19 protein-coding genes are annotated in these 18,075 nt (G+C 43.3%); 5 read left to right on the top strand and 14 right to left on the bottom strand.

The features are described 5' to 3' along the window. Positions 1-10 precede the first annotated feature (10 nt). The 5 genes from DW826_RS01040 (at position 11) to DW826_RS01060 (ending at position 4,134) form a co-directional block, all read left to right on the top strand. Positions 11-1,684: a flagellar basal body protein gene (locus DW826_RS01040; protein WP_117551775.1), complete on the top strand. Its 1,674-nt coding sequence runs from the start codon at positions 11-13 to the stop codon at positions 1,682-1,684. 22 nt (positions 1,685-1,706) lie between these two features. Next, positions 1,707-2,828, top strand: a complete 1,122-nt coding sequence (locus DW826_RS01045; RefSeq protein WP_117551776.1) for a flagellin — start codon at positions 1,707-1,709, stop codon at positions 2,826-2,828. A gap of 73 nt (positions 2,829-2,901) precedes the next feature. Next, positions 2,902-3,393, top strand: coding sequence for a hypothetical protein (locus tag DW826_RS01050; RefSeq protein WP_117551777.1), 492 nt, complete (start codon positions 2,902-2,904; stop codon positions 3,391-3,393). A 28-nt stretch (positions 3,394-3,421) separates the two neighbouring features. Then, positions 3,422-3,895, top strand: coding sequence for a flagellar assembly protein FliW (locus DW826_RS01055; RefSeq protein WP_117551778.1), 474 nt, complete (start codon positions 3,422-3,424; stop codon positions 3,893-3,895). A gap of 2 nt (positions 3,896-3,897) precedes the next feature. Next, entirely contained in the window at positions 3,898-4,134 is a 237-nt protein-coding gene (locus tag DW826_RS01060) for a carbon storage regulator (protein WP_117551779.1), read from the top strand. A 49-nt stretch (positions 4,135-4,183) separates the two neighbouring features. On the opposite strand, the gene DW826_RS01065 is transcribed toward DW826_RS01060, so the two are convergent. The 14 genes from DW826_RS01065 to flhA all read right to left on the bottom strand — a co-directional run bounded on the left by DW826_RS01065 (position 4,184) and on the right by flhA (position 18,060). Continuing rightward, positions 4,184-5,275 carry a nucleotidyltransferase family protein gene (locus DW826_RS01065; protein WP_117551780.1) on the bottom strand — a complete coding sequence of 364 codons (1,092 nt, stop codon included), beginning with the start codon at positions 5,273-5,275 and terminating at the stop codon, positions 4,184-4,186. 6 nt (positions 5,276-5,281) lie between these two features. After that, a complete protein-coding gene (locus tag DW826_RS01070; protein ID WP_117551781.1) occupies positions 5,282-5,686 on the bottom strand; it encodes a hypothetical protein in 405 nt (134 codons plus the stop codon). Positions 5,687-5,696: 10 nt separating this feature from the next. Then, the gene (locus tag DW826_RS01075; RefSeq protein ID WP_117551782.1) at positions 5,697-6,104 is read right to left on the bottom strand and encodes a flagellar export chaperone FliS; all 408 of its coding nucleotides are present in this window, start codon (positions 6,102-6,104) and stop codon (positions 5,697-5,699) included. Positions 6,105-6,119: 15 nt separating this feature from the next. Further along, positions 6,120-8,543 (bottom strand): flagellar filament capping protein FliD, encoded by a 2,424-nt coding sequence (gene fliD / locus DW826_RS01080; protein WP_117551783.1) that lies wholly within the window; start codon positions 8,541-8,543, stop codon positions 6,120-6,122. 118 nt (positions 8,544-8,661) lie between these two features. After that, on the bottom strand, positions 8,662-9,393 hold the full coding sequence (locus DW826_RS01085) for a late competence development ComFB family protein (RefSeq protein WP_117551784.1): 732 nt from the start codon (positions 9,391-9,393) through the stop codon (positions 8,662-8,664). Between the two features lies 1 nt (position 9,394). Next, complete coding sequence (locus DW826_RS01090) at positions 9,395-10,165, bottom strand: ParA family protein (protein ID WP_117551785.1); 771 nt, start codon at positions 10,163-10,165, stop codon at positions 9,395-9,397. A 61-nt stretch (positions 10,166-10,226) separates the two neighbouring features. Further along, entirely contained in the window at positions 10,227-11,366 is a 1,140-nt protein-coding gene (locus DW826_RS18510; protein ID WP_242994020.1) for a hemerythrin domain-containing protein, read from the bottom strand. 14 nt (positions 11,367-11,380) lie between these two features. Continuing rightward, entirely contained in the window at positions 11,381-12,319 is a 939-nt protein-coding gene (locus tag DW826_RS01100) for a chemotaxis protein (RefSeq protein ID WP_117551786.1), read from the bottom strand. A 70-nt stretch (positions 12,320-12,389) separates the two neighbouring features. Beyond that, positions 12,390-12,878 (bottom strand): chemotaxis protein CheD, encoded by a 489-nt coding sequence (locus tag DW826_RS01105; RefSeq protein WP_015553149.1) that lies wholly within the window; start codon positions 12,876-12,878, stop codon positions 12,390-12,392. Further along, entirely contained in the window at positions 12,878-13,498 is a 621-nt protein-coding gene (locus tag DW826_RS01110) for a chemotaxis protein CheC (protein WP_015553148.1), read from the bottom strand. The genes DW826_RS01105 and DW826_RS01110 overlap by 1 nt, the downstream gene beginning before the upstream one ends. Positions 13,499-13,506: 8 nt before the next feature. Then, positions 13,507-14,298: a flagellar hook-basal body complex protein gene (locus DW826_RS01115; RefSeq protein ID WP_015553147.1), complete on the bottom strand. Its 792-nt coding sequence runs from the start codon at positions 14,296-14,298 to the stop codon at positions 13,507-13,509. A gap of 13 nt (positions 14,299-14,311) precedes the next feature. Further along, positions 14,312-15,109, bottom strand: a complete 798-nt coding sequence (locus tag DW826_RS01120) for a flagellar hook-basal body protein (protein ID WP_117514362.1) — start codon at positions 15,107-15,109, stop codon at positions 14,312-14,314. Continuing rightward, positions 15,090-15,887: a sigma-70 family RNA polymerase sigma factor gene (locus tag DW826_RS01125; RefSeq protein ID WP_015553145.1), complete on the bottom strand. Its 798-nt coding sequence runs from the start codon at positions 15,885-15,887 to the stop codon at positions 15,090-15,092. Before DW826_RS01125 ends, DW826_RS01120 begins: the two co-directional genes overlap by 20 nt. Positions 15,888-15,936: 49 nt before the next feature. After that, complete coding sequence (gene flhA / locus DW826_RS01130) at positions 15,937-18,060, bottom strand: flagellar biosynthesis protein FlhA (RefSeq protein WP_117551787.1); 2,124 nt, start codon at positions 18,058-18,060, stop codon at positions 15,937-15,939. Between the last annotated feature and the right edge of the window lie 15 nt (positions 18,061-18,075).

The raw sequence follows: 18,075 nt of genomic DNA on the forward strand, positions 1-18,075 counted from the left end.
ATAATACTTTATGGTAAGAGCAACTTTTTCCGGTTTTAATACCGCTCTGTCCGCTCTCCAGGCCAACCAGAAACGTCTGGATATTACAGGACAGAATTTGTCAAATATGAATACTGCCGGATATACCAGGCAGCAGTTAGAGGCATCCAGCCTTAATTATACGAATCCTGTTTCCCATTATTCTAATGGGAATGAAACTGCAGTGGGCTTTGGGGTAAGTATGGACCGGGTCTCACAGATCAGAGATCCTTATCTGGATATCCAATACCGCAGCCAGTCTGCTGACTGCAGCTATACCAATCGTTTACAGACTGCCCTTAATTCCCTGTCAAAGGTACTGGACGAAACAACCATTTCCGGCATCCGTCAGGCATTTGATGATGTCCAGTCTACCCTTACAAGCATGCAGGATCCTGCAAAGGTATCCGATCCCATCTATGAAAGTGAGCTGCGAACTAAAATGCAGTCTGTATGTAATCTTTTTAACCAGGCATCCAGACAGATCACACAGGCCGAACAGAATGAATTTCAAAGGCTCACAGGGGAAGGCAGCAGTGAACAGGGCGATGTGCAGAAGATCAATGACATCCTCCGCCAGATCGGCGACCTGAACGTGCAGATCAAACGTAACCAGGTTGCCGGTCATCCTTCTCTGGAACTCCAGGATGAACGAAATCTTCTTCTGGATGAGCTTTCCGGTTATATTCCTGTTGAAACCAGATATTACAAGGATGATGCCCATTCCGGGAATAACGCCTATGACTATGATGCAAATGGTGCTGTAATAGGCAAGAAGGATTGGCCTGATGACCTGGAAGTGAGCATGAATTATATTGATGCCCAGGGAAAGAGCCAGAAGCTGATCCTGGTAAATGGATCTGACCTTGGTGCTGACGGTCTCACAAAAAACTACGGTCAGTTAAGTGTGTTAAAAGGCGATCACCAGACAGCTGCTTCTATTTCTGATCCTGCAAACATTTCCATCAAGTTTGAAAAAGCCCCCAGCTATAAAGGGAATGGACAGGCAGCTGCAGATGTATACGCAGAGTTAAAAGGGATCCATTTTGAAGGCGGCTCTCTTCAGGCAAGCCTGGATATGCTCCAGAAAACAGGTACCGGCAATGTGATAAATGGATCTACTGCTGTGGATGATGTCCGTGGATACCAGTATTACTCAGGAAAACTGGATCAGTTAGCTTCCACTTTCGCAAAATCCATGAATGACATCAACAATGGCAAAAACCACACGGATCAGAATCTTTTATCTAATTCCACCGATGACTCAACAACTGGTATAACAGCCGGAAATATCGGTATCAGCAAAGGCTGGACCAGTGGAACGATCCATATTTCTACAGACGGCACCAACCGCACAGATACAATCCTTGATATGATCGCAGCTATGAAGGATACCAAGAAATTGAACGGGAAAACATTTGCTGATTATATGAATAACCTTTCCACCCAGCTGGCATCTGATTCCAGCTCCAACCAGACCGCATTAAAGACGGGCACAACTGTTTTAAACAGTATCCAGGACTCCAGAGACTCTCTTTCCGGTGTCAGCCTGGATGAAGAAGCAACCAATATGATGGCCTACGTTTCAGCCTATAATGCTGCTTCCCGTCTGATGACTGCCCTTGATGAAGTGTTGAATACCCTGATCAGTAATACTGGTGCATAAATATAAGGAGGATTAATAAATTATGAGAGTTGTACGTTCATCTGTTTACCGCAGGTATACTTCTTCTTTAAATGATCTTCAAAGCAATCTGAACAAAAGCATGAACAAGGTTTCTACCGGCGCTGCTTATGAAACAGCTGCTGATAATCCTCTTGCTTATTATCAGGGAAAGAAAATGGATCATTTATATCAGGATGCAAAGAGTAAAAGTTCTATTTTAGGTGATATTAAAAACCGTCTGTACCAGCAGGAGCAGGGCGCAAGGGATATCCAGAAAACTTTAAGCAACAGCAAGACTTCCATGCAGTATGTGCTGGATTCCTCCCACAACAGTTCAAAGACCTCTGTCCAGACAAAAAGAGATGCTCTTCTTCAGGATGTGCAGAGCATGGTCAGCAATCTGAACAGCCAGTATCAGGATTTTTATATTTACGGCGGAAATGATATTACAACAGCTCCGTTTTCTTTAAGCGGAGATGGAAAAACCCTTACTTATACCCATAAGTATTCAGACGGTACCACAAAGACGGTCAATATGACCATGGCTTATGATAAGGGCAAAAATACTTACAGCTATCATTTAAGTGATGATGACCTGAACAGCCTTCTTACAGCCATGAGAGAACAGGGGCGGGTAGATATCGGCTATGGCGATATTTCCAACCGTCAGTCTCTTTTAGATACCTATACCGGAGGACTGAATATGCTTACAGGGCTTACCTCGGATTCTTTAAATGCCATGTCTGATGATGATGCAAAGAAGGCGATCAAAGCTGCCCTGGAAACCACTCCTGTGGCACTTCTCAGCCGTTCGGTTATGGCCTGTGATAATTATATCAATGATACTACGACCGTTGATCAATTTACAGATACTATGGGCAGTGTACTTAAAGATGCAGCTAATACAGAGCATACCATCAGCACCGTTTACAGCGACCTTGGCAATAAATATTCCCTGGTAGAAACTACAAAAACCCGTCTTGATACTTTAAGTGACAACCTGACAGAGGAATACAAAGACATTCTCGGAGCTGATCCTTATGAAGCCATCACAGAAATGTACTCTTACCAGTACTCCTATTCTGCTGCTTTAAAAATGGGGTCAAACCTGATGCAGTCATCTCTTTTTGATTTTATAAAATGATACCGGTACATTGTTTACAAAAAACAAGCAAAAAATAACTTTCTATTTTCAGGTCAGAAGAAGGTGAAAATGTATGAAACCTGTGATTGAAGCAAATTTTAAACCTTTTGAATCTGTCCATTTCCGTCAAAATGCCAGTCTGGTTTCAAAGGACCAGCTGGCAGCAAGACAGCATCAGGCGATTTCCCAATACCGCCTGAAAGTACGTCAGGCTCAAAATTACGGGATCAGTTCTCCGGAAAGCATGACCTGTATCCAGGATATCAGACAAGCTTTTGATCTCCGGGATACTGTCCAAAGAGTACATGGCACAGCAAACGTCTCTGGATCAGGAAACAGCTTTTGTGATCCATTTTCTGGCAGCCCTGACAATAATGGGCTGTATACCCTTCAGAGAGGTGAATTTGAATTTCGTGTGGCATCTGGCAATCTGGAATACGTACCAGCCCTGGAAATGACCATCATAACCTCTTATCCAAAAGTAGAGTTTGTGTATACCGGCACCCCCAATTATGTTCCACCAAAAAAAGAGCCGGATTCCCCTGCTCTTAATGTTACCATATAAAAACTGACCCCCGGAGGCTTATGCAATCATGAAGATTGATACAAAATATTACGGCGAAATTGATTATACAAAAGATGAACTGGTTGTATTTCCAGATGGTTTATTTGGTTTTTCCCAGTACCATGACTATCTTCCCCTCTCTATGGAGGAAGATGACAGTTCCCTGCTGATATTGCAGTCTGTAGACGAACCTTATGTAGCCTTTTTTCTCATCGATGCAGCAGCACTCTTTCCTTCTTATTCACCGGTTCTTCTACCGGAAGAATTATCCTTTCTGGAAGTAAATTCCAGTGATGAATTATCCTATTATGTCATATGTGCTGTAAAGAAGGATTATCTGGATGGAACCGTCAACTTGAAATGTCCTCTTGCCATTAATCCGGATACCCGCAAAGGGATCCAGGTGATCTTATCCAACGCTGACTATGATTACCGCCATACCTTACGTTCTCTTCTTAGTAAAGAGATAAAGGAACAGGACACTAAAAAAGGAGATAAATAGCCATGCTGATACTGAAACGTAAAAAAAATGACAGTATCCTGATCGGGAATGACATACGCATCACTGTACTTGACTGCGACAATGGATCTGTCAGCCTGGCTATAAATGCCCCGAAGCATATTTCTATTTTGCGGGAAGAATTGACAGAAGCAGAACGCAGCAACCTGGATGCCTTATTACCTGATACAGATTCACTGCGCTCTATTGAAAAAGGACTGAATTCTTATATGAAGAAATAGACCATAAGCTTAATGACCCGCAAACGGGTGAATACTGATAAAATGACTCTTATCTGCTATACAAAATATCATATAGCTCTTTCAGCTGCCGGCGTACGAGAGAAAAAAACTCTCTCAGACGCCGGTAAAATAATGCTCTTTTTTCCATGCGGTTTTCCCGCTCTTCTTCTTTTAATATGTCTGATCTAAGATCCAGCGCCTGTTCATCTGTTTCCGGCCCAAATTTCCCTGTCATGCCGTAGAATACATTTTTCTCCAGTATATCAAATACCTGGAGTTCTTCTTCCTCTGTCTCCATGCTGGCACATTCTTCCCGTGTTCCAAACCACATATAGCTTAAATGCAGAAGCTTCTGCGCCAGTATATTTACTTTAAATTCCTTTAGCCGGTTCTCAAGCTCCTGAAACTGGTCTTCTTCTGCTGCTTTTCTGTAAAATACATATAAGTCTGTCAGATGGCGTATCTGCAGATGTCCTGTTACATATAGGTAAGCAGACTGGATCATCAGATAGACTAGCTGGTCTATGGCATTCCATTCATAAATGTAGTTACCATTTTCTTTCAGGAAAGCACGCTGGAGCAGCTTTTCCATCCCCCTCTGGTATACCTGGGTTTTAAAAGGAAAGGTATGATAGATCTCCACAGAAAAGCGACCTGGTATACGCATCTTTTCACCCACTCCCGGATAGAGAGTATCCGTTTCGTAGCCTATATTGACCAGATAGCCTTTTGCAAAAAGATAATCTTCCGGGTCAAGAAAAAAAAGCTTCAGAGAGCTTTCCCCTGCCATTTCCTCCCTTGGATACAGCTGTCTGCGGCTGCTGGAGGAAAGGACGAGTACCGGGATTTTTTTTAATTCCAGAAGGACCAGTATCTCCCGTTCTCCTTCTGTGCAGCTTTCGTTGAATTTCAGAATATCGCTGTAGCGCTCATAAAAGCGTGTTTTCCACCGTTCCGGCATTTTTTCATTATTTCCAAGGATTGCAAGATAGATCAGGTTTGAAATTTTGTTATAATCTGCAACCCGGAACAGCCTTTCCCAGTCCAGATTTCCATGAAGCGGCTTTAAATCATCCTGGCGCATAACAGATGCAGCCATATTTACCAGTATGCGGCCTTCATAAAAGTTTTGATTTTCCATTTAACTTCACCTGTTTTTTGATATTCTTCTGTTAAGTCCCCCATCGATCCTGCGTATCTTATCTAAAAGCTTTTCTGTGCGGCAACGCAGATCCTCAATACGCTTCTCCAGCATTTTTTCGCGCTCTGTCTTTCCTTTAAAACAGCTTTTTACATTCATTAATGGACCTTTAGCCAGATCTCGTAGATACCGGTCCCGAAGGCTGTTTCCCGCAGTCTGCAGGATGATCTGTTCTTCACAGTCTGCATGGCGCTGCAGCTGTTCTCCCCTCATATCTAAAAGAAGAGAAGCGGAGACTGTGTCGCCGCGCTCCACTGCCTCCGCCAGTTCTTCCGTCAGACTACAAACTTCTCTTAATATATTATATCTCCTTTGAAGATATATCAAAATTGTTTCCAAGTCTGCGCTCATATATTCTCCTTTAACCGAAAACACTTCGTTCTCTCACAATATGCTGATCGCCGGAAATCTTTCCTGCCTGGTTAAATGCATCTCTTAATTCAGAAAGTATGTGGCTGATCCTTGGAATCTCTTCTGCCCTGCGTTCCCTTCCTGCTTTAACACGGCTGATATCATAGATCAGGTACTCATAGATACGTTTCAGATCCTTGCTGATGGGATACTGCATATCCAGTATCTGTATTAAATACCGGACGATCCGTCCTGTTTTTTCGAGACATTCTTCAAAAGTCTCATATTTTTTATCCTCAAGTGCGATCTGTGCCATTTTCAGACGTTTCACTGCTTCATCATACAATAAAAGCAACAACTCCAGATTGCTCATAGAATAGATCGTACTTTCCTTGTACTGCTTAAACTTTTCATACATGCTTTCTTACCCCCATCAGCCACCTAACTGTGACAGGTAGCTGGACTGTGAATTCATCTGATTGATCAGCCTTTCCATCTGCGTAAACTGACTGATATAACGGTCCTGCTCAGTTGACAGCTGGGACTGCAGGTTTGTGATGGTTTCCTGCATATCCTTTAATTCTTTATAAATACTGTTGTTAGTCAGGGTCAGGCTTAGTTTTTCAGATCCTGCCTCTTCAATAAGCACACCATAGGAATTTCCATTCTTGCTTGCATATCTGGTGGCATAAGTAGAAAGAGTACTGTCTATGGTGTTTACAATACCATGCGTGCCTGTGAACAGGTCTGATACCTTTTCCGGATCACTGTCCATGGCAGTTTTAAACTTTTCTTCATCAAATACGATCTTTCCACCTGCTGTGTAATCATCTGAGAAGGAAATTCCGATCTTTTCAAGATCGTCATAAGAAACACCGTTTATCATCATTGAAGAGAAAATGCCCTGGGTAGCATTGTCCAGATCTTTTAAAGCGCTGCTGTTGTACAGAATACCCTCTTTTGCCTTATCCTCCCAGTTTTTAATGGAGGTTTCATTCATTTCATTTTTCTGATCATCTGTCAGAGGCTTATAATTACTGTCCGGCTTGGTTGTTGCCTGGGTGCGGACCTCATCGATCATGGCATTATAAGCTTCAATGAATTTCTTTACAGTCTCCGTTACCTTTTCTGTATCTGCTGATGCAGTAAAGCTGACGCCTCCTTCAGCAGTTGCCGAGCCTGTATTAAATGTATTCGTGGCTCTAATATCCAGACCGTCAATGGAGAAGGTATTGCTGCTGCTGGTAATGGTGGTCTGTACCCCATTATAGAGAATACTCATCTCACCATCTGTGCCATCTGTGCTAACCCCGCCGAAAATGAGATTTGCTGCATCAGTAGTATCTTTTGGATCTGCACCAAGGGTGATCTTACGGCCCTCACCTTTTTCATTGGAAGAAAGAACAAATTTATTTTCACTGCCCAGATAGATGGCAGTTACTCCCGCATCTTTATTATTATTGATCGCAGTAAGCAGTCCGTCTACTGTGGTATCTGCAGTGATATTATCTATTTTTGCACCATTGACTGTAAAGTTTTTTAATGCGTCGTTTAATTCCTCTTTTGTATTGTATTTTCCCAGTCCCAGTTTGACCCTGTTCTCCCACAGGCTGCTTCCTGTACTGATCTTATTTGACTGGGTAGATGTGATACCCAGGGCATTCTGGAGTTCCTTTGAGTCTGCGGATATCTGTAATGTCTGTTTGTTGTCTTTTGCAGTAAACGTCAGGCTGCCATTTTGACCCTCACCTACAGTAACCTTTCCTGAACCGAAGGCTTTATCCAGCTTATTCTGTAAGCTATCCTTAAAAGCTTTAAAATCTTTTATCTCTTCCTTATCGCCGATCAGTTCAATATTCTTTGTCTGTCCGCCATAAGAAACAGAGATTGATTTTCCCTTAAGATAGCCGGAAAGGGGCTGCTTTGTTATAGCTGCAGCCTCAAATGAAGATGTATGGTCGTTAAATTCCTTAAGTGAAATGCCGTTATCTATTTCATCCTGATTCATGTTGCCGGAATTAAAGCCAAGACTCTTTAAAGCAGATGATGTTCCCCTGATCACATAGCTTTTTCCTTTATCGGTAATACTGTCTGTCTGACTGATCTGGATCTGATCACCATTCAGTGTAAATTTAATGCCGCTCTTTCCATCTTTTCCGAGAAATCCCTGGGAATCAAGGGCTTCATTCAGCTGTTCTACTATCTTGTCAGAACTAGCCGTATAATCAATGGTAACTGTCTCTGTTTTTCCATTGTCCAGCTTTTTTTCATAACTGGTGGGGAACGTAAAGGTTGCTTCCGTTGTAAACTGCTTATCTGTAATACTGTAGGTTCCAAATGTCAGCTTCGTTCCGGAAAGATTGGAGGTCTTTACTTCTTTATTTTCAAAATCAGACGCGCTGATGCCGCCTAAGGTAATAGCTGAATCTTTTTCATTTTCTGTTTTCTTTTCGCCGGAGATCAATGTGGCAGATGTTGCTAATTTGTTTACTCCCAGAACTGACACTCTGGATGCAGTGTCTGCGTTTCCTGTCGCTGATATATATTTTGTATAGTCAGGATCTCCCTGTACACTGACCTGGTTTTTTGCAAAGAAATCACTGTTTTTTAAGCTCTTTGTTGCTGAATAGCTAAGGTAATTGTCCTGAAGATCTATGATCTTATTGCTGATAGAACGATATGCATCCCGCTTCCATTCCAGTTTTGTCATAGCCTGCTTCTTGGCTGTGATCTTGGATGTTGTTCTTGCTGTCATCTGTTCGATCAGTGCATCCCTGTCAATACCGGAAGCTAAACCGCCATATCCTCTTAAAGCTGTATTTCCAAGACTGCTGCTTGTTCTTGATACACTTGACATATCTGCTGCTCCTTTCAGTCATGTGATGTCGCGGAGTACATAAAATGCGCCGCTTCTGTATACTTTATCCCTGTGATTCTATAGATTCTATATAAATATTTCGGCGCAGCATGAAAATTTATAAGATATGGCGTGGATGTTCTTTTACTTCCATACAGGCTCTCATGGACTGACTTAAAACAGCCACACGGAATTTATTGCGGTAAAAGGTTAGCAGCATCGGGACTGTCGTATTATCTGCTACAATATATTTGGGCGGCAGCCTGGTAAGCATCAGCGCTTTCACATCTGCCTGACAGCGGCTGCAGGTACAGGTATCATTACTTTTCAGTGCGTCAAGGATCAGTTCCGGAGTAAGGATCTCCTCCATGATATTTACGACCCGGTAACTTGGACCATCTTCCTGCTTCTGCTCTTCCTGTTGTTCCGGTTCTTTCTGTACAGGTGTCCCTGCGTTTGTTTTGGGCTGCTCTGTCTGTTCTTCTGTCTGTTCTTCTGTCTGTTCTTCCGGCTGTTCTTCCGGCTGTTCTTCCGGCTGTTCTTCCGACTGTTCTTCCGGCTGTTCTTCCTGCTCCCCGGGCTGTTCTGCCTGCTCTTCTGTCTGTTCTTTTTCCAGCTCCTGGATCAGATTCTTCTGGATCTCTTCTGCCAGCTTTCCTTCTTCTCTTGGATCGACTACAGTCACATTAGCGGAAGGCACTCTTACCGGTTCTTCAGCAGCTGATCCTTCCTGCTGTGTTTCACCGGAAGCTGAAGAAGGCGGCTGTGTTTCGCCAGAAGACGCAACTGGCGGCTGTGAACCTGTGATAAGGTTCAGCACATGTGAGGTTTTATTTGTTTTTTTTGCCATATTATTTCTCCCTGAAACCTATGATCTTTTCTACCTCATCTAAAAACTTTCCATAATCCTTTACAGCTGATGCTCTCGGACTGTACTCAAAAATACTTTCTCCATGGGCCGGTGCTTCCGCAATCGCCACTCCGGACCTTATTTTTGTGTCAAATACCCGGGTTTCCAGCTGCCCGGCCAGCTGCCCGGCCATTTCCAATACATCCCTGCAAAGACATGTTCTTGGATTAAAGCGGTTTAGCAGGATACCCATGATCTTAAGGCCGGGATTGATCTGTATGCGGACAGATTCTACTGTTTCCTTTAACTGTGACAGACCAACCAGACTGAGGATATCCGATGCCATTGGTATAATAAGATAATCAGAAACTGCATATGCGTTAACTGTGAGAAGATTTAAGGCAGGGGGTGTATCGATCACAATATAGTCATAAAAATCCATAACTGGTTTTAAAACATTTTTTAAAATAGATTCTTTTTCTTCTCCCGGATTATACTCCAGACCACTGCTGCTTAATGTAATATCAGAAGGAAGGATATCGATCCCTTCTGTGCGGCTGATCGCCTTTTGTATGGATACATCTCCTTTTAATACATCCAGTATAGTAGATCCTCCTTCGGTATCCAGACCAAGGCAGAATCCAAGATTTCCCTGGGGATCCAGGTCTATACACAGAACCTTTTTACCTGCCATCGAAAATCCTGCAGCCAGCGCTGCTGATGTTGTGGTCTTTCCCACACCGCCTTTTTGATTTGAAACCGTAATGACCATTTTATGTATCTCCTTTTATCCTCTCTTCTGCATACAATATTTTCTGAAAGATCTCCCTGTATTATTCTCCAAGGCGTTCCATAGATTCCTCTACCTGTTTTACCAGTTCCTGGATCTCCTGATATACAGCGGCTGACTCATTTGCCATACGGCCGATCTCATCTGCTACAACACCAAAGCCTACACCTGCTTTTCCGGCACGGCCTGCTTCAATGGCTGCATTCAGGGAAAGCATTTTTTCCATCGTAGCCGTCTGCTCCAGTCCCTTTGCCTTATACTTGATCTGTCCTACTGCATCCCGTACTTTCTTTTCCTCTTTTGCAAATGCTTCTACGCTGTCTGCATTGCTCTTCCGGTAATAAAGGGCATTAGCCCACAGATTCAGCATCTCAGCTAAAAGCTGTCCACCGGCACTTACTACTTCCTGGCTTGGGGCTGAATCATCCGGGTAATCTCCAAGGACGATACCGCCGATCACTGTACCTGCACGGAATCCTCCTACTGTAAGATCCTGGGTAAACTCTCGCAGCTCATTATGTTTTCCATTGGTATACCTGCTGTAAAAGCTGGTAAAGGAGTTTCCTCTCGTAATGTATTTTCCTTTCATATCCACTACTGCTGCTGTCATGCCTGTGACCGTTAAAAACAGATCCTGGATCCGCTGAAGTTCTTTTATATCCAGGATCTGGCGGATATCCAGATTTTCTGTACTTTCATCTTTTGAAACGGTATCCATATAGGAAGTTTTCCCTGATACTGCTGATCCTGTTGCCGCTTTAGAAGCTGTATCTTCATTTTTGGTCCCATTCTGGATCCACTGGGCCAGCTTGCGGTCTGTTGCCCGGATATGCTTAACCAGCACGCTTACCATATAGTTGATCTCGCCCAGGGAATTGATCGTCGGACCTTCCTGCTCCATTTTTATAATGGCATCCCCCAGTTTCTGTTTATACCATTCATGAAATTTATGATGTTCTGTATATTCCGGATATTTTGACTGCTTCTGGAGATCCTCCTCATCTGAAAAGTGTTTCGTTACATATTCAACAAGAAATTCTCCCAGACTTGAGAGATTTTCTCTTCCCTTTCCCTTTGAGCATGCATCCAGAAGGGTATTGACTTTGTCAAAAATCTTCCTGTGCTCACTGTCGATCAGTTCATTTCCTGTTACAAGATCCTGTGTTAATACATATTTTTCCATCCTTAGAGTCCTCCTTACTGCTGACTGTACTGTTTTTTAAAACGGGCAAGCAGTTCATCCATTACTGTGATCAGATGCCCGATCTCCGGCTTGGAAAGCTGTTCGTCTGCACCTAATTCTTTCCCCTTCTGCCTCATCTGCTCATTGATCAGGGAAGAGAAGATGATAACCGGGATCTTCTTTAAATGTTCGTCATCCTTGATCAGCTTTGTAAGCCTGTGGCCATCCATTTCCGGCATTTCGATATCTGTAATGACCAGATTGACCTTATCATACAGATCAGAATCATTATGTATTTGTGAAAGGTAATCCCATGCCTCCTGGCCATTGGAAAAATTCTTTACATTGGTAAATCCGGCTCTTTCCAGGGAATCATCGATCATTTTACTTAAAAGAATGGAATCTTCCGCGATCACAATAGGACTGTTGCAGATAGGGCGGTCTCCCATCTTATCTACATCTGCCACCTGTATAGTTGTTTCCGGTGCGATCTCTGCCACGATCTTTTCAAAATCCAGGATGATCACCAGCTCTTTTCCGCACTGGGCAATACCGGTAGCAACACTGTCATCTCCATTTGCAATGGTCTTATCTGGCTTCTGTATATCTTTCCATGAAATCCTGCTGATACCTTCGATGCTGTCTACCCGGAAAGCGACCGTCATTTTATTAAAATTTGTTACGATAAACAGATCTCTTGGCCCATTTTCCCGGTCATCTCCTGTAAGATATTTTGCCAGGTTGATCACTGTGATCAGCTCATCCCTTGGTTTAAAGATGCCTTCTACTGCCGGGTTTGCATGAGGCATCGGTTTTACCTTTTCACTCATGATGATCTCCTGGACTTTTGCCACATTAATGCCATAAAATTCACCCATAACTGTGAATTTCATTACTTCAATCTCGTTTGTTCCTGATTCTAAAAGAATCCCTTCTTTTTCATTTTTGACCATGATCTTCTCTCCTTTTTTCTGTAAACAGGCATGCCACAGATGGTGACACCACCATAAATGAAAGCCCTGGCTATAGATGGCGTTCCGGTCGTCCCACTGTACGCACGATCACATCGCCTGTTGCAAGATCTAAAAGCATGGTACGGGCATAATTTCCTCCTGTATCCTCTGCTGCGATACAGATTCCTTCCTGGGCCATGACTTTTTTTACACTTTCTGCATTTCTCTGCCCGATATTTCCAAAGCTGCTGTTTCCGCTGATCTCAAACATCTTGGCTCCCCCTGCAATCTTAACTACCATCCGGCTTTTTACCATACCGAATATTTTCAGCTTTCTGAGGGTTTCCCTGATGCCGCTGTCTGCAAATTTAAATGGATTGGAATCCTTTCCTTCAAACTGTGCCGGAAGCATGATGTGCAGAAGTGCTCCCAGACGGGTAACCGGATCATAAAAGGTTATCCCGATACAGGAACCCAAAGCATAGGTTATGATCCTTCCTTCCCCTCGTGAAAACTTCATATCACCGATTCCTACTTTTAATTCTGTGCCTCCGATCATTATGAAACTCCCAACCTCTCTAAAATATCGTTTAGAGAACGAATGTCCGGCAGCATGAGCAGCCAGTCAGAAAGTGCTTTTCCGCCGATCACAAAATCTGCATTGCAATACATCAGTTTATCTGTTTCATATCCATACTCAGCAATAGGTACCATTAAGATCCCACCCAGCATGTTGATGGTAGCACTTGGAACAGACAGTTCCACCTCTACATTTACAAGTTGTGAAAAAGCATTTATATAAGAACAGATAATGATGTTTCCTACTTCTACCAGTGCTGATCTGGCCATTTCGTCCATATCCAGAAAGGACTTATAACGGCTTCCAAGCAGTTTTTCCAATACCTCATTTGCAAAATCCAGGTCGAAAAGGAACAGCATCAACCCCTCAATATCACCTGACATTTTTACAAGGGCTGCTGCAACAAGCTCCTCCGCATCACCGATCCGGTTCATGGCATCATTGTATCCAAGGATATTCACAGATGGGATCGAGATCCGGACTTCTTTCTGCAGAAGCTTGGAAAGAGCAGTTGCTGCATGACTAGTACCGATACTGCCGATCTCCCGCATTACATCCAGAGCCTGCAGGTCCATATCTTCATATCGCTTTATTTCCATTTTTTACCTTATCCTCTCAGTGAATTGATCGTTCCCTCTATATCATCTGATGTAGTGATCATTTTTACAGCATAAGAAAAGGCTCTCTGACATTCGATCACATGGACCATTTCTTTTGCCATATCGGTGCCTGAATTCTCCAGTGCCCCTTTTTGCAGGACCGCATCTGATTTTAAAGAAGCTTCCATTCCATCCTGTGCTTTATATTCATTATCTCCTACGCTTAAGAGACGGCTGGGGTTTGAAAATGTGTATACACTTACCTTAGGAAGGTCAGTATCATCCTCTGTGCTGTCTGTATCATCTGTATCGTAGTCATCGTCTTCTGACTCTGATTCCTCCTGCAGCTTTTCTACATCTGTTACTTCCAGCTTAAGAGGCTGCCGGTTCTGGTCCAGCACCAGCTTTCCATCTTCTGTTGTAAGATAAAATCCATCTTCACGTTCTCCCCTGTGAAAATGACCGTTTCTTGTATAGGTGATCTCACCTGACGCAGGATCCTGTATCATAAAAAATGCATTAGGCTCCATAATTGCATAATCATATTCTTTTCCGGTCTGAGTAGCACCGGCTGTACTAAAATCCGTCCAGGTACGCTCCACTCTGGCTCCTGAACCTGTCTGCAGCTCTGTCTGGGCATTTTCAGAATCATTAAGATTATAGTGGATCAGTTCAGAAAAAGCCGCTGTTTTAGGTTTAAAGCCTGTATTGTTGATATTGGCCAGGTTATTGGATACAACTGACAGTTTTTTTGTAAACTGTCCGGCTCCTGCTGCTCCTGTATAAAATGACATATTCATTTCTTTATCCTCCTTACAGCTTACCGACATCTGACACAGACTTACTCATGATCTGATCATACATTTTCAGTGACTGGGCTGCGCTTTGAAGCGCTCTCTGGGATGACATCATAGCTGTCATCTGCTCCACCATGTCTACATTGGATTTTTCCAGCATTTTCCATTGAACAGTTGTATCTGCAGGCGTTGTTTCTGCCTGTGCAGTAGAGAAAAGTCCATTATCCTCTGCATGAAGCTGCCCCTGATCTGGAAAATCCACTACTTTCAAAGTTCCATAATCCTCTATGGTAACTTCCTGGCTGCCGCTTTCTTCACCATCAGACTGTTTTGTAATAGCAGCAGTAATGTGTCCTTTGGAATCAACTGTAAAGTTCTCATTTTTGATCTGGACAGGCTGTCCTTCTTTGTTTAAGACTCTTCCTGCCTGGTTTAAAACCAGATATCCATCTTTATCTACTGAAAATGAACCATTCCTTGTATACCGGATGCCCTGTGATGTCTGGATGCAGAAAAAGCCATTTCCATTTAAGGCAAAGTCATAGATCCCATCTGTCTGTTCCAGACCGCCCTGGTCATAATTGGTATAAACCTGCTTTGCTGTCTTTATTTTTGAAACAGTTGCCAGCTGGGTTGGATTTTCTTTGCTATACTGTCCTGTACGATAAAGCATTTCTTCTTTGAAAGTACTGCTTACCATTGTTTCGTTTTTATATCCAGGAGTCTGGATATTCACCATATTATTGCTGATGGTATTTAAGTTCCTGCTCTGGGTCAGCATGCCTGACGCCAGATTATAAAATCCCTGATACATCTGACTTTATCCCCTTTCCATTTTTTGTTTCTATAAAATGGCGCAGCTTACGCAAGGCGATCGTGTGGATCTGGGATGCTCTGGGCTGGCTGACACCTATGACCCGGCCCACCTGTTCCATTTTCAACCCTTCCATATAATGCAGTGCCAGTGTTTTTTGCTCTTTTTCATTTAGCTGGGCTATGCCTTCTGCCAGCACCCGCATATCCTCTTCCCACAAGCATGCCTCCTCAGGCTGTACCTGGGTATCGTTGTTTGTGATCTGGAGTCCATTGGATGTATTCTGGTTTTCCAGTAAAAAATCAAGAGACTGGATATTTCTCCTGTTTTTCATGGAAATGATCCTCTGGCAGCGTTTTTTTTCTATTCCAAGATGCTTTGCCAGTTCATCAACTGTTGGTGTTCTTCCTAATTCACGCTTCATGTCCTCGCATGCAGATTCTATAATCCCCAACTGCTTGTAAAATCCCCGGGGCATCCACTCCTGTTTTCTTACATAATCCAGCATTGCTCCTCTTACCCGCGTTGTAATGTAAGTGGAAAACTTAATGTTTTTATCCGGATCATACATATCGATCCCTTTTATGATCGCCACCACACCTTCATTCACTGCATCTTCCATCTGCATGGTGGTAGAATAAAGATCATATAGTTTCGTTGCCGTGGTTCTGGCTATGTACAGATACTGCATTGTGATCTCTTTCTTTATTTCCGGATCTTTCGTTTTTTTATAAAGCGCAAATAACTCCTTCTCTGCCTTTTCCTGCTTATCTTCCATAACTTTACTCACTCCTGTTATCTGCTGTTTATATCATTTGACCGTACACTTATGATCCTTTTTTCATTGTACTTATATTTCCAATTGACTGGATCTGCACATTATTTGCGATCTCATTAAATGAAAGCACCCTGATATTAGGATAAAAGGGTTCTACCAGATGGTAAAAATGGATCCTCATAACCTGTGAAGTCAGGATCACCGGATTCTGTGATAAACCACTGAACTTTTTTATCTGCTCTGCCAGCTGCCGGATCACATGCTGGAGCATTTCCGGGTTTAATGCCAGATATAAGCCATTTTCCCCTTTTGACAAGGATGCGACCATTTCCCGTTCCAGCTGGGCATCCAGTGTGATGACTTTCATGCATCCATCTGTACAGTACATGCGGGTAATGGTACGTTTAAGAGCTGTCCTGATCTTTTCTACTGTCTGGTCCAGCTCTCTTGGAGGAAGACCTGTTTCTGAGGCTGTCTGCATCAGATTCTCTACAATGGTCTCCAGGTCACGGACCGGAATTCCTTCTTTTAGAAGGTTTGTAAGAACTCTCTGGAAATAACTGTAGCTGATCATCTGTGGTATTGCCTCTTCCACCAGCTCAGGAGCTGTTTTTTTCAGATTTTCCGTAAGCCTTACCACTTCCTGTCTTGTAAGCAGTTCGTATGAATGCTGCCGGATGACTTCTGAAAGATGCATGAGCAATACAGACAGAGGATCAATGACCGTATAACCATATAATTCAGCCCGATCTCTGTTTTCAGGCTTGATCCACCTGCTGGGTATACCGTATGCCGGTTCAATGGCCTCAATACCTTCAATTTCTTCTTCCACCTCCTCTGGTTCCAGAGCAAGGAAATAATCAATCAGGATCTCTCCTCCTGCAATTTCTTCTCCTTTTATCCGAATACTATACTGACTTGGTCCCAGGGAAGAACTGTCCCGGAGCCGGATGGATGGGATCACAAATCCCATATCCTGGGCATATTGGCGGCGGAATATAACGATCCTGCTGATCAGCCTTCCGCCTACTGACTCATCTGCCAGAGGGATCAGACTATAACCAAACTCGATCTCCACTGGCTCCAGTGTAAGAAGGCTGTATACATTATTTACATCTTTAAAATATTCTTCCTCACTTACTTCCTCTTTTGCAGCAGCTGCCTGAGCCTGTGGGGAATCCTGAAGCTGGGTAGAAGGAGCCATTGCCATTTGTGACAATGCCTGTGGCTCTTTTTTTATCTTTCCGGAAAGATAAAATCCGCTTCCCATAAGACATGCAGCCACAACCAGAGTCCTTACTGCCGGCATTCCAGGTATCACAGCCATGACCGCCACTGCTGCACCACTAACGATCATAGCATGAGGCTGGGCCAGAAACTGCTTTGATACATCTTCATTTAAGCTGCCTTCTGAAACAGCTCTTGTAACGATCATTCCTGTTGCAGTAGAAATAAGAAGAGCCGGTATCTGGGATACCAGACCATCACCTACTGTCGCAATGGAATAGGTACTCAGCACGGCTGAGATGCTGCTGCCGGACTGTACAATACCGATGATGCTGCCGCCGATCAGATTGATGGCAGTTGTGATAAGTGACATAACTGCATCACCCTTTACGATCTTAGTCGCACCATCCATTGCGCCATAAAAATCTGCTTCTCTCTGAACCTTGGCACGCCGTTCCTTTGCCTGTGTTTCATTGATCAGGCCAGAACTAAGGTCTGCATCAATAGCCATCTGTTTTCCCGGCATGGCATCCAGATTAAATCTGGCTGCCACCTCTGCCACTCGTTCTGCACCTTTTGTGATAACAATAAACTGCATCAACACGATGATCAGGAAGATGATCAGACCTACTACTACGTTTCCTCTTAAAACGAAATCACCAAAGGCAGCAATGACACGGCCTGATGAACCTCCCTGAGAAAGGATATTTCTCGTGGTTGAAACATTGATACCCAGACGGAACAGCGTGGTAATAAGCAAAAGAGAGGGGAATATGGAGAATTCCAATGGCTCCCGAATGGTCATGGTTATTACCAGGATCATCATGGAAAGGGACATATTCAATATGATCGCCACATCCACCAGTCCCGCCGGAAGGGGAATGATCAAAAGCAATATGATCGTGATCACAAACATAACCACTGAGTAACTCAATAACCGTTTCATTCGTCCATTAATCTC

The sequence above is a fragment of the Clostridium sp. AM34-11AC genome, from assembly GCF_003435375.1.
GTDB lineage: Bacteria > Bacillota > Clostridia > Lachnospirales > Lachnospiraceae > Pilosibacter > Pilosibacter fragilis.

What these genes read in the sequence shown, in the direction of transcription:
- DW826_RS01040 (WP_117551775.1), top strand. Translation starts at nt 11, where the DNA reads ATGGTAAGAGCAACTTTTTCCGGTTTTAATACCGCTCTGTCCGCTCTC.
- DW826_RS01045 (WP_117551776.1), top strand. Translation starts at nt 1,707, where the DNA reads ATGAGAGTTGTACGTTCATCTGTTTACCGCAGGTATACTTCTTCTTTA.
- DW826_RS01050 (WP_117551777.1), top strand. Translation starts at nt 2,902, where the DNA reads ATGAAACCTGTGATTGAAGCAAATTTTAAACCTTTTGAATCTGTCCAT.
- DW826_RS01055 (WP_117551778.1), top strand. Translation starts at nt 3,422, where the DNA reads ATGAAGATTGATACAAAATATTACGGCGAAATTGATTATACAAAAGAT.
- DW826_RS01060 (WP_117551779.1), top strand. Translation starts at nt 3,898, where the DNA reads ATGCTGATACTGAAACGTAAAAAAAATGACAGTATCCTGATCGGGAAT.
- DW826_RS01065 (WP_117551780.1), bottom strand. Translation starts at nt 5,275, where the DNA reads ATGGAAAATCAAAACTTTTATGAAGGCCGCATACTGGTAAATATGGCT.
- DW826_RS01070 (WP_117551781.1), bottom strand. Translation starts at nt 5,686, where the DNA reads ATGAGCGCAGACTTGGAAACAATTTTGATATATCTTCAAAGGAGATAT.
- DW826_RS01075 (WP_117551782.1), bottom strand. Translation starts at nt 6,104, where the DNA reads ATGTATGAAAAGTTTAAGCAGTACAAGGAAAGTACGATCTATTCTATG.
- fliD (WP_117551783.1), bottom strand. Translation starts at nt 8,543, where the DNA reads ATGTCAAGTGTATCAAGAACAAGCAGCAGTCTTGGAAATACAGCTTTA.
- DW826_RS01085 (WP_117551784.1), bottom strand. Translation starts at nt 9,393, where the DNA reads ATGGCAAAAAAAACAAATAAAACCTCACATGTGCTGAACCTTATCACA.
- DW826_RS01090 (WP_117551785.1), bottom strand. Translation starts at nt 10,165, where the DNA reads ATGGTCATTACGGTTTCAAATCAAAAAGGCGGTGTGGGAAAGACCACA.
- DW826_RS18510 (WP_242994020.1), bottom strand. Translation starts at nt 11,366, where the DNA reads ATGGAAAAATATGTATTAACACAGGATCTTGTAACAGGAAATGAACTG.
- DW826_RS01100 (WP_117551786.1), bottom strand. Translation starts at nt 12,319, where the DNA reads ATGGTCAAAAATGAAAAAGAAGGGATTCTTTTAGAATCAGGAACAAAC.
- DW826_RS01105 (WP_015553149.1), bottom strand. Translation starts at nt 12,878, where the DNA reads ATGATCGGAGGCACAGAATTAAAAGTAGGAATCGGTGATATGAAGTTT.
- DW826_RS01110 (WP_015553148.1), bottom strand. Translation starts at nt 13,498, where the DNA reads ATGGAAATAAAGCGATATGAAGATATGGACCTGCAGGCTCTGGATGTA.
- DW826_RS01115 (WP_015553147.1), bottom strand. Translation starts at nt 14,298, where the DNA reads ATGAATATGTCATTTTATACAGGAGCAGCAGGAGCCGGACAGTTTACA.
- DW826_RS01120 (WP_117514362.1), bottom strand. Translation starts at nt 15,109, where the DNA reads ATGTATCAGGGATTTTATAATCTGGCGTCAGGCATGCTGACCCAGAGC.
- DW826_RS01125 (WP_015553145.1), bottom strand. Translation starts at nt 15,887, where the DNA reads ATGGAAGATAAGCAGGAAAAGGCAGAGAAGGAGTTATTTGCGCTTTAT.
- flhA (WP_117551787.1), bottom strand. Translation starts at nt 18,060, where the DNA reads ATGAAACGGTTATTGAGTTACTCAGTGGTTATGTTTGTGATCACGATC.